Here is a 10,665-nt window from a genome sequence, read left to right as displayed (position 1 = left end):
GCCGCCTGCGCTTTTGTTAGTACCAGCGATAGATGGATACGAGGAAGATCCCGAGCATGTCTTGGTAGATTTCGTTGAATTGAGAGAGGGGCAGAGGATTTATTCCTTTTCCTAACTCTATGGTAAACCCCGCTTTCTTGAAATCTTTAATGAACCAATCCTTGTAACCCGCGTAGCTGTCTATATATCTGACAGATTCATACCCGCTCACTCTGTTAAAGTCTGCTGCCAGCTTGACAGCTTCAGGAGGTTCCAACCCTTCGTATCCCCAATAGAATTCCTTCCCCTGAGTATGGAGGGCAAGCAGCCGGTCGAACTTTTCCTGACGGGCCAGTTTTGCCATAGCGATTGTTTCAGGTTCTGATAGTGGCTTATATCCTGGGAAATCTCTCGGGGCGGGTGCTTTTTCTTCTTTTCTTTCTTTCTCCACCTCCCATTTGGCGGGGAATTGGTTATTCAGATCCACTCCTCTAATATTTGCTTTCCAGCCTGTAAAGTCGGAACTTCCACGATTGATCTCGATTAATTCTTTTCGTTTGTCTTTCGGCGGACCATTCAAGACGAGGTCTACTCCATCCGGATTAACCATAGGTACAAACGATATCGTCACCACCTTATACAATGGCAGGGTTTGAATTCCTCTCATGAGGTTTCCATTCGTTAACGATAATAAATAGTCATTAATGAACGTCATTAAAATGGAAGTGGTTATCCATTCATTTGCATGAAAAGAGGCATCTATGTGAACCTTTTTCTTTCCAGTTCCAACTCTCATTTCAATGAGATCTTTTCCAAGGACACTTTCGCCAACCGAGTTTAATTTGATGAACGGATAGGCCGCTTTTAATTTCTTCACATCTTCTTCGAATGTTTCTGAGCTATAGGCTTGTTTCCCAATGACTATCGGGTGTACCACTCTTGATGGTAGAAAAATGCTTGACCCTATTTGTACACGGTTGGGATTAACCCCTTCGTTCAGTAGGAGTAAGGAGTCAACTCCAATATTCCGCTGCTCGGCAAGCGTCCAAAAGGAATCTCCGCTTTTAATTGTATAGCTTTCTTTTCTGAATCCAGGGAGTTCTATCTCTGTGCCAATCTTTAATCTATCAGGATCAACAGAAGGGTTCGAATCAATGATTAGTTGGATTGGAATATAAAACAACTGGCTATAGTACCAAAGAGAATCGCCATTACGAACTTTCACTTTCATGAAGGAACCTCCCTATACATACGTCCTTACTTACATGTATGAGTGGTTCTATATTTCATGACAAAAAAAAGCTTGCGAATCCCTTCGCAAGCTCTTTCTTACTATTCATCGTCTTCGTTTTCACCATAAAAACGAAGGAGGTCTCCATTAATGATCTTATCGGAGTATTCCAGCTCCTCATTTACACGCTCTTTGTATGGCTCACAGTATTTCATATCCGTTGTTTCTTCGGATCCTTTATTCCAGCACTTTTCACCTGCAAAGACATAGTCTTCAGTGATGAATCGACCGTCACGGAGAATAGCCAGATTTTCATGTTGACTGGAGAATATATCAGAACCAAACTGGATATCTTCCTTCGTATCAATCCCTAATAGATGCATAATCGTTGGTTTTAAATCAATTTGCCCGGAAACTTTAGAAATGGTCTTCCCTTCCTGGCCCGGAACATGAATGATTAAAGGTACTTCTTGAAGTTGTGTACTTACCAATGGTGTAACTTCTTTGCCGAGGTATTGGCTCATAGCCTTATTATGATTTTCGGATATGCCGTAGTGATCTCCGTACATCACGATAACAGAGTTCTCATATAAACCTGATTCCTTTAAGTCTGTAATGAAGTTCTTTACAGCTTCATCCATGTAACGGACAGTTTGGAAATACCGATTGACCGTACCGTCATTGGATGTGTAAGGATCGATAAGCTTATCCTCTTCATCTAATGTGAATGGATAATGGTTCGTCAATGTGATCATCTTCGTACTGAAAGGTTGAGGCATCTCTTTCATATGCTCAACAGATTGCTCGAAGAACGGAATATCCTTCATACCCCAGTTAACGGAATTCTCTTCCGTCACCTCATAATCCGGTAATGAGTAGAAACGTTCGTATCCTAAGGAATCATACATAATGTCACGATTCCAGAAGCTTTTATTGTTTGCATGCATAGCAGTTGTATAGTACCCATTTTCACCAAGCTTTTCAGTCATGGATTCAAACTCATTTCCTGAATGAGTGAAGAATACTGCTCCCCTGTTCAATGGGTAAAGGGAATTATCGAGTAAAAACTCTGAGTCAGACGTTTTCCCTTGCTGAGTTTGATGGTAGAAATTATCGAAGTAATAGCTTTCTCCAATAAACTCATTCAGAAAAGGTGTAATTTCCTGACCATTCATTTCGCTGTTAATGACAAAATTCTGTAGTGATTCAAGTGATACGATGATCAAGTTCTTATCCTTTGCCACACCATACATTTCTTTATCAGGTTCGATGTAACTTGCGCGAACATAATTATCAATATCCGCTAATTCACTGCCGTCTGCCATTGCTCGTTGAGCGGAAGACTTTGATTGCAAGAAAATATCATACACATGGTAGTTATACGTTCCAATATTCTTTACTAACATTTCACGATCAAACGTTCTTGTCAGCAGCTGTGGTCGTTCCGATTCTGCCAAGCCAAGGTTAAAGAAAACAAGGGCCGTGGCAACCAGGAAATACGCACGTCGATTGGCTCTGCTATAGTTTTGCAGAGAGAACCATGTTGGTTTTAACTTGATGATAAGAATTAACACAATGACATCCGTAAAATAGAACAAATCCTTCCAGCTCATAATTGCGCTGGCACTTGTACCTAAATCAGAGAAATTGCTTGTTTGAAACAGGACTGGGAGTGTCAAAAAGTCATCAAAGAATCGATAGAAAACAACGTTTCCGTATAGGACAAACGAAAGGACGAAGCTTGCAGCGATAATATAGCGGGTGCGAGACTTATCCTTCTTAAGAAGTAATCCTACTCCGAAGATAAATAGTAAGAAACTTAGTGGATTGATGAAGAGTATAAGTTCTTGGAGTGTATTTTCTATCTTTATATCAAAACTAGTTTTATAGACAATGTACGTTTTAACCCAAAGGAGCAATGCAGCGATGATAATAAGAGAAGCCTTTGGTGTCTTTTTCAATTTCATTTAATCAACCTCCTTGCTACAAACGGTTCATTCGTATGTAACAAATTCATGTAATATTTGTAATGGTAAAATCAGGTAATATCCGACGTGCAACCTTGACCTATCTTAATACTTTTTTTACAAAACGTCAAACTCCATTTCACATTGATCAAGTACAATAAATATTTAAGTCTTATTCTCTTACCCATACTATTAGACGATTGAAACCGTTGAAAGTTTCAAAATAACTATATTTTTTAAAAATGGTTCCATCGTCCCCGGGGCATAAAGACTAGTTCTGAACTTTAGTAGAATCACACAAAAAAGAACCCTCCTTTACAGGAAAGCTCTTTCTTAGAAATAATTATGTAACTTATTTCATCAAATCTTATTCTTTACTAACCAGGCTGCACCGATCACACCGGCGTCATTTCCAAGTGTAGCAATACTCAAGTTTGTTGAAGTACGGACGGTAGGGAATGAAAATTGCTTGAAATATTTCACGACCGGGGTTAATAAGATCTCACCCGCTTTGGATACCCCTCCACCAATGACGATCTTTTCAGGATTCAGTGCATTCCCTAAATTTGCGAGGGACAACCCTAAATAGAAGGATAATTGATCAATGACTTCAAGGGCAAGTTCATCTTGTTCTCTGGCTGCATCAAAAATATCCTTTGCACTGACAGTTCCATGGGACTCTCTTATTCCACGCAGGACAGACGTTTTCGTGGTCGCATCCAGTTTTTCATTTGCAAGACGAACGACTCCAGTCGCAGAAGCAACCGTTTCCAAACAACCTGTCTTTCCACAGTTACACTGGAATCCACCTTCAGGAACAACGGTAATATGCCCGATTTCACCACCTGCACCTTTCACCCCGTGCACGATATCTCCATTTGTTATGACTCCCCCGCCAACACCTGTCCCAAGTGTCACACAGACAATATCCTTTGCTCCGTCTCCTGCACCTTTCCACATTTCACCCAATGCCGCGCAGTTTGCATCATTGTCAATAACGGCTGATAAACCTGTTTCCATTTCAAGTAAATCTTTTAATGGCGTATTTTTGTCCCAGCCTAAATTAACGGCTTCGTAAATAATCCCTTTCGCCATATCGACAGGTCCCGGCGCACCCATTCCGATTCCGACTAGCTTATCTTTTGACTGATCTAAGTCTTCAAGCTTCTTATCAATCGCTTTAGCAATATCTACAATAATATTTTTACCATTTTCTGATTTATCAGTAGGTATTTCCCATTTATGTAAGAGCTCACCGTACTTATTCAAGAACGCGATTTTTGTCGTCGTTCCTCCTAAATCTACACCGACCAACCATTTTTCTGTCATCTTTATCACCTGTCCTGTTTTTCTTTTTCAATTTCTATTTCATGTCGCAACAAAAACAATGCTGTTTGAAAATCCCGCGTGTCGATCAGCTGGGATTGATAAAGTTCTATAAGTTCGCCTTCCATTAGTTGCAGGTCGGAAAGACGATGCCCAACATAGATTATCGTTCCATAACTTTTTAATAGCTGTTGGATATCATAAATCGTTTTCATAACATACACCCTGCTTTCTATCATTCACATTAAAGTATAAGTGAAAATCCCTATCTTCTCAATACGCAGCTATCAAATATCCTATCTAAATAACAAACAAAAAAAAGACCTCCTTAATGGAATAACCAATAAGGAAATCTCTTCAACCTTTATTAACGATCGGGATCTTTCGGGTGTAAGAACCGTGGTCGTCTGTTTTTTAAGGGCATAGGCGAACGCAGGAAGACGTCCCGGAATGCTCTCAGGTTAAACGGAATGAATGGCCACATATACGGAATATCAAAGGAGTTCATTCTTGAAAGCATAATAATCCATAGCAGTATACCAACAACAAATCCGTACACTCCAAATAATGCAGTGCAGATCAATAAGAAGATCCTGACTAACCGGTTGGCTAAGCTCATCTCATAGCTTGGCGTTGCAAAGGTACCGATTGCTGCAATGGCCAGGTAAAGAATGACTTCGTTGATAAAGAGACCAACTTCCACCGCCACTTGTCCGATCATTAACGCAGCAACGAGACCAAGGGCCGTAGCTAAGGAAGATGGGGTATGAATGGCAGCCATCCTTAGAATATCGATTCCGACTTCAATGATTAAAAATTGAAGGAACAATGGTACTTCACCCACATCATTTGGACCCACATAACTCAATGCTTCCGGCAATAGTTCAGGATGAATCGCAAATAAATAATAAAACGGCAATAGGAAAATCGAACTCCACACAGCGATAAACCTGACAAAGCGTAAGTAGGCTCCAACTGAAGGCTTGTTCCTATATTCTTCTGCATGCTGGAGATGATGCCAAAAAGTTGTCGGTGTAATCAAGACACTCGGTGAGCCGTCCACCATAATAATGACGTGTCCTTCATATAAATGTGCTGCAGCTGTATCCGGCCTTTCCGTATAACGGACCATAGGGTACGGATTCCAGTGGCGCCCGGCAATGAATTCTTCAAGTGTCTTCTCTCCCATGGGAAGACCATCTGTGTCGATCTTCGATAGGGCATCTTTGATTTTGTGGACCAAATTTGGATCGGCAATGTCTTCTATATAGCTGACGACTATATCCGTTTTGGATCTTCTCCCAATTTGCATATATTCCATTCGAAGAGAAGGATCACGAACTCTCCTTCTTGTCAAAGCAGTATTGAACACAATCGTCTCGACATACCCATCCCTTGAGCCCCTCACCACCCGTTCGATATCAGGTTCCTGTGGTCCTCTGACTGGATACGTTCTTGCATCGATCATAATGACCTTGTCAATACCATCCACCACAAGGGCAGTGGGACCTGCCAATACTAAATCAATCACTTGGTTCAGATCATCTACTTGCTCGATCTCTATGTAAGGGATGTACGTCTTCAATAATTTTTCCAATGTGTCTTCTTCTAATTGTTCAGGACTAAGTCCCGACAAAAGCTTCATCAGATAATGCATAATATCATCTTTAACAAAGCCATCCACTAAAAACATCGCCATTTTTCTCTCAGCATACTCCAAATCCAATTGAATGACATCAAAACTTTTGTCTACTGCTAAGGTTTCCCTTAGATAATTGGTGTTTTCTTCAATCTGAGTAGAGACAGGCTTTTTCTTTTGATTTGTCATTAGCCTTCACTCCCAATACCTTACATGAATTTCCATCTTTACCATCCTAGACAAAGCAGCTAGAAAACATACATCCTATCATATTGGTATCATGCGCTTCATACTATTAACTAAATGGACATACTACTGGAGTGAACGAAATGAAACAAAGACTAAAAGAAGCCATGCCTTTTCTTGTCATCATGTGCATTGTTGCTCTTGGGATACAATTTGTTTACAAGCCCCAAACGGAGGAAAGCATTATTTTTTTCCCGATCAATGAAAATGTTTCCTATGAATATGCCACTACCATTCTGATGCTTCAACCTGAGAAGAAAAATGATCATTATGAGGTGAACTGGAAGGTATCGTCAAAGCTTGATACACCTGCCTATTTACGTCAGGATGTCGGCTTTTTATTTATGAACGGGAGACTAAAAGGGCTCATGAACGAATGGGAACAGGACACCGATCAAATTGTTGAGGAATCAACCATAAAGGGAAAAGAAAGTAGTCTTCTTCAAGCTGTGTCTTTCCACTATTCTGAAATCCATGAAACGGAAACAGATTTTACGAGTGCTCAGAAAATGTCTGAAGATACATTGTATGTGATTGATTCAAATTTCAGCCCTTTAAATGCCTTCCGACAACCCGGTACAGATGCAGAAAAAGAATGGAAGAACATACTGGACAAAGTGACCTCACAACAGCTTGACTATTTATGGGAAAAGGCAATCGCATCCATGCAAATCCCCATCGAGGACTATACATCCTTTCCATTAACCCGACTCCCTAAAATCGAAAATCAACCTTTGGAAGGATTCACCGAGCAAGAATGGGAACGTGTAATAGGAAACCTATGGGAAGGACTTTATAAAAACTATTATTTAGGAATTAAAAAAGAGGACGGCTCTGTCATTGAGTCAATAGACAGTGCCATCCCACTTATATTATTGAAAAAAGACCGAAAGGAAGTTCTCGTGTTACTGATTGATAAAAACGGAGAAGCTTCTTTACTTAAACAACAGATTTCCATTTAAGTGCTCTCCTGTAACTCTTTATAAAGTTTTTCATAATTTTCATCCTGCCTATTTAATTCATAGGCTTTTTTTGCATGAACAAGAGCTTCCTTTCTGTCACCTGAGTCGATCAGAATTAACGCAAGATTGTAGTGTGCTTCATGAAACTCACCATTTTCTTGGATCGCAGCTCTCAAATGATCTTTTGCTTGTGCTAATTTGTTCATCTTGATTTCAGCGTATGATAAGTAGAAATATGTCTGTGCATTTGGCGAGCCTTCTTCAACCACCGGGACAAGAATATTTTCCGCTTCCTCCCACTTTTGATTGGAAATCTTTTCTTGGGCGACGCCATTCACAGTGTTAACATCCCAAGAAGTTGGATCTGCTCCAATCCCCCTCGTCACCAGAACTCCGACAAGCAGGATACTTCCCGTCAAAAAAAGCAATTGACGCAGCGGGCGGTGACCATTCGGCAAGCTGACAATTCCCGCTGCAAGAAACCCTCCCACTAATCCGCCGATATGACCTGCATTATCAATTCCCGGGATGGTAAACCCCAGGACTAAATTCAACAGGATCACCGCTATGATATTGGTACCGATCGTTCTAAAGAAAATCTTCGGATATATTACGCCGAAATACAGCAGTGCACCGAAACAGCCGAAGATTGCACCACTGGCTCCTGCAGAGAGATTGGATGTGAATAGGAAGCTGGCCAGAGATCCCGTGATTCCCGATATCATATAAATGAAAATGAATCTGAGACGTCCGAACATTTTCTCCACTGCCATTCCAAGATAAAAGAGGGCCAGGGTGTTCATAAGTAAATGCAGTATTCCTATATGCAGAAAGATCGGGGTCACAAGGCGCCACCACTCTCCTTCAATCATGAGGGGATTGTACTTAGCACCGAACTCGATCAGTGTCTGTGGGTCCTTGCTTCCACCATTTAGTTCAAGAATTAAGAACATGATCAATTGGAGTGCAATGAACAAATAAGTAAAGAACGGCTTTCCTTTTTCAAACAGCTGCCTTTCCTTCTGTATCTGTTTGGAAGAAGAAGTCATGGTCATGCTTTTAATCCACTCTACATTGGCATCCAATACTTCAACTGGAAGCTCCCATTCCCCTTCATTGAAAAGAGGGTCATTCCTAAGCGTTTTGACACTCTGATCACCATGAAGAAGAAGTGGCTGAACGGAGGTCTTTTGATGGTTCACGGATTCCTGGAGTAGATCCGGATCTGCATCTACAGGTGGATAAGTGGAGACATAGATATTCTTCATTTGAAGCTGCCTCTTCCCAAGGGATTTTCTGATTTTCTCCCCATTCACCGAGGTCAATTCCAAATCCCGCTTGACCCAGTTTCCCCAATCCAGATCTTTCCGGACCATCCGAATGACGGCCGCTTCTTTTTTCCCGGTATTCTCAAGCCATATTTCATCCTGGTTGGGTGAGAGATTAAGAATTCTATATTGCTTATCTTCAACTAAATGATAAGCTATCTTCCAAAACAAATAATGATATCGTAAATCCACATCATCCACTACTTTCTTTTATAAGAAATCCTATTCTCCCCCTACTATACCGAACCTTTTCTAAAACTGTAAAACAAAAAGACTGTAAGAGAGGTTTTCCCCCTTACAGTCTTTTTCACTGTTATCCTCTGAATGCACCTTGAATGAATTTAGAGCGGATACCAGGTATCCCCATCGCTGCTTTCACAGCAAATTTCCTAATGAGAAAGTTCCCTAGAAGTACATTCAACAGTCGATATCGATTCGGAATCAAAAAAAGAACCAAACCGCCCAGCACTAACCATTTTGTCCATCCGTTCATGATGATCCCTCCTGTTAGTAGTTTGGATCATTATAGAGAAGCTTATCCCACTAAATTACAAGTAAACGATACTTTCTTTCGTTAATGTCAATAGAATATGAGCATAAATACTCCTGCAAAAAGACTAGACAGAGCATTCACTGTCTCATTGTTCATGAGAGGAAACCCCTTTGTTCTTTCTGTTTTGTGTTCACAGTGAAAGGATGACTCTGTTTGAAGATCGCAGACCGTACACCGGTACTCCAACTGAATGAACGCGCCCAGCACTGTATCCAGGATGTTTCCTAAAAACCCGGAAAGGAGAAGGAGTAATAAGAGAGATACATCCATGGCGTTCAACAAAATTAATGAGACTAGTGAGATAAGGGCAGATCCAAAGAAAGCAGCTACCGTACCGATAATGGAAACAGCACCCGACGTGCCTTTGGGAACTCTCCTGAAGGTTCTTATGGAAAACGGCATATTATGACTGAGAGGTCCGATTTCTGATGCCCAAGTATCAGCATTTGCCCCCGCGATTGACGCAATGAAGGCCAGTGTCCAGACTTCGCTTCCCGTCACACTGAATAATATGGCAAAGATGGCTGCAGGGCCTCCATTCGCCAACACTTGCTGCCAGTCCCTGATGGACGTTTTCGCTAAGCGCTCCTCGATGCCTATCTTGCTTTTCTTAAAAAGGCGTGACCATATGCTTGATGACAGGAAGAATACGCCTAATATAAACAGTCCCTCAAACCCATATGACCATCCAATAGCCATGCCTATCATTATGGCCATTACTGCGCCCGAGAGACTTAAATTACTGGTTTTCCACCCTGCTATGGCGATAGAGAAAATAAAAAGGAGAATAAAGAAATACTCATTAATCACAATCGATTCGTCCCTTTTCCGTCAAGATCGTTCCAACGGGTATGTCGAAAGATTCGATCGGCAATGTATCGACCATTTGCTCCACAAAGGCAAGGGACATCGTCAGACCCGAATAGCTTGAGAGTAACCTGTCATAATACCCCCCGCCAAACCCCAACCGATATCCCTTTTCTGTATAAGCTAAACCTGGAACGATCATCAATTCGATCGCATCATTATGTACCACGGTCGACTTGTCGGGGTCCGGTTCATACAAATCAAAATAGGATTGTTCGAGCTGGTGGAAATCATGAAGCTCGAAGAAGACCAATTCACGGTTTTTCGGAAAACATTTCGGGACCACTACCGTTTTCCCTTCCTCCCAACCCCGTTTGATGATATTCCACGTATCGACTTCCGGAGGCTTTGAAATGGTCACCGCAACGGTGGTGCTCTTCTTCCACTCAGGAGATTCAAAAAGTAATTGTTCAATTCTAAAACACTTTTGTTGAAACGCTATATGATCGATTAATTCTAATGATTGAAGCTGAAGATTCCGTAGTTCTTTTTTATACATAATATCCCTCCATGCTTGATATTATATTAATGGATTCTCTATGTAAATGCGATGATGTAACAGTTATG

General features: G+C 41.1%; 10 protein-coding genes. 1 reads left to right on the top strand and 9 read right to left on the bottom strand.

Annotated features, from left to right (window positions below):
* Nucleotides 1-16: 16 nt before the first annotated feature.
* The 5 genes from ACQKFO_RS01430 to ACQKFO_RS01410 form a co-directional block, all read right to left on the bottom strand.
* Nucleotides 17-1,210, bottom strand: a complete 1,194-nt coding sequence (locus tag ACQKFO_RS01430; RefSeq protein WP_427596548.1) for a M14 family metallopeptidase — start codon at nt 1,208-1,210, stop codon at nt 17-19.
* A gap of 101 nt (nt 1,211-1,311) precedes the next feature.
* Nucleotides 1,312-3,177, bottom strand: a complete 1,866-nt coding sequence (locus ACQKFO_RS01425; RefSeq protein WP_427596547.1) for an LTA synthase family protein — start codon at nt 3,175-3,177, stop codon at nt 1,312-1,314.
* Between the two features lie 360 nt (nt 3,178-3,537).
* The gene (locus ACQKFO_RS01420; RefSeq protein WP_427596546.1) at nt 3,538-4,506 is read right to left on the bottom strand and encodes an ROK family glucokinase; all 969 of its coding nucleotides are present in this window, start codon (nt 4,504-4,506) and stop codon (nt 3,538-3,540) included.
* A 5-nt stretch (nt 4,507-4,511) separates the two neighbouring features.
* Nucleotides 4,512-4,718 carry a YqgQ family protein gene (locus ACQKFO_RS01415; RefSeq protein WP_148969671.1) on the bottom strand — a complete coding sequence of 69 codons (207 nt, stop codon included), beginning with the start codon at nt 4,716-4,718 and terminating at the stop codon, nt 4,512-4,514.
* Nucleotides 4,719-4,870: 152 nt separating this feature from the next.
* Entirely contained in the window at nt 4,871-6,331 is a 1,461-nt protein-coding gene (locus ACQKFO_RS01410) for a spore germination protein (RefSeq protein WP_427596545.1), read from the bottom strand.
* Between the two features lie 140 nt (nt 6,332-6,471).
* Here ACQKFO_RS01410 and ACQKFO_RS01405 point away from each other — a divergent pair, with 140 nt between their 5' ends.
* Nucleotides 6,472-7,350 (top strand): hypothetical protein, encoded by an 879-nt coding sequence (locus tag ACQKFO_RS01405; protein WP_427596544.1) that lies wholly within the window; start codon nt 6,472-6,474, stop codon nt 7,348-7,350.
* Here ACQKFO_RS01405 and ACQKFO_RS01400 read toward each other — a convergent pair.
* The 4 genes from ACQKFO_RS01400 to ACQKFO_RS01385 all read right to left on the bottom strand — a co-directional run bounded on the left by ACQKFO_RS01400 (nt 7,347) and on the right by ACQKFO_RS01385 (nt 10,597).
* Nucleotides 7,347-8,870: a rhomboid family intramembrane serine protease gene (locus ACQKFO_RS01400; RefSeq protein WP_427596543.1), complete on the bottom strand. Its 1,524-nt coding sequence runs from the start codon at nt 8,868-8,870 to the stop codon at nt 7,347-7,349. The genes ACQKFO_RS01405 and ACQKFO_RS01400 overlap by 4 nt on opposite strands.
* A gap of 121 nt (nt 8,871-8,991) precedes the next feature.
* Nucleotides 8,992-9,171, bottom strand: coding sequence for a hypothetical protein (locus tag ACQKFO_RS01395; protein ID WP_148969675.1), 180 nt, complete (start codon nt 9,169-9,171; stop codon nt 8,992-8,994).
* An 87-nt stretch (nt 9,172-9,258) separates the two neighbouring features.
* Entirely contained in the window at nt 9,259-10,041 is a 783-nt protein-coding gene (locus tag ACQKFO_RS01390; protein WP_427596542.1) for a DUF92 domain-containing protein, read from the bottom strand.
* The gene (locus ACQKFO_RS01385) at nt 10,034-10,597 is read right to left on the bottom strand and encodes a 5-formyltetrahydrofolate cyclo-ligase (protein WP_427596541.1); all 564 of its coding nucleotides are present in this window, start codon (nt 10,595-10,597) and stop codon (nt 10,034-10,036) included. The genes ACQKFO_RS01390 and ACQKFO_RS01385 overlap by 8 nt, the downstream gene beginning before the upstream one ends.
* Between the last annotated feature and the right edge of the window lie 68 nt (nt 10,598-10,665).

The organism is Rossellomorea sp. NPDC071047, assembly GCF_050270195.1.
GTDB lineage: Bacteria > Bacillota > Bacilli > Bacillales > Bacillaceae_B > Rossellomorea.
Note: the sequence above shows the minus strand (reverse complement) of the source record. Positions and strands in the feature narration are given on the sequence as shown.

What these genes read in the sequence shown, in the direction of transcription:
- ACQKFO_RS01430 (WP_427596548.1), bottom strand. Translation starts at nt 1,210, where the DNA reads ATGAAAGTGAAAGTTCGTAATGGCGATTCTCTTTGGTACTATAGCCAG.
- ACQKFO_RS01425 (WP_427596547.1), bottom strand. Translation starts at nt 3,177, where the DNA reads ATGAAATTGAAAAAGACACCAAAGGCTTCTCTTATTATCATCGCTGCA.
- ACQKFO_RS01420 (WP_427596546.1), bottom strand. Translation starts at nt 4,506, where the DNA reads ATGACAGAAAAATGGTTGGTCGGTGTAGATTTAGGAGGAACGACGACA.
- ACQKFO_RS01415 (WP_148969671.1), bottom strand. Translation starts at nt 4,718, where the DNA reads ATGAAAACGATTTATGATATCCAACAGCTATTAAAAAGTTATGGAACG.
- ACQKFO_RS01410 (WP_427596545.1), bottom strand. Translation starts at nt 6,331, where the DNA reads ATGACAAATCAAAAGAAAAAGCCTGTCTCTACTCAGATTGAAGAAAAC.
- ACQKFO_RS01405 (WP_427596544.1), top strand. Translation starts at nt 6,472, where the DNA reads ATGAAACAAAGACTAAAAGAAGCCATGCCTTTTCTTGTCATCATGTGC.
- ACQKFO_RS01395 (WP_148969675.1), bottom strand. Translation starts at nt 9,171, where the DNA reads ATGAACGGATGGACAAAATGGTTAGTGCTGGGCGGTTTGGTTCTTTTT.
- ACQKFO_RS01385 (WP_427596541.1), bottom strand. Translation starts at nt 10,597, where the DNA reads ATGTATAAAAAAGAACTACGGAATCTTCAGCTTCAATCATTAGAATTA.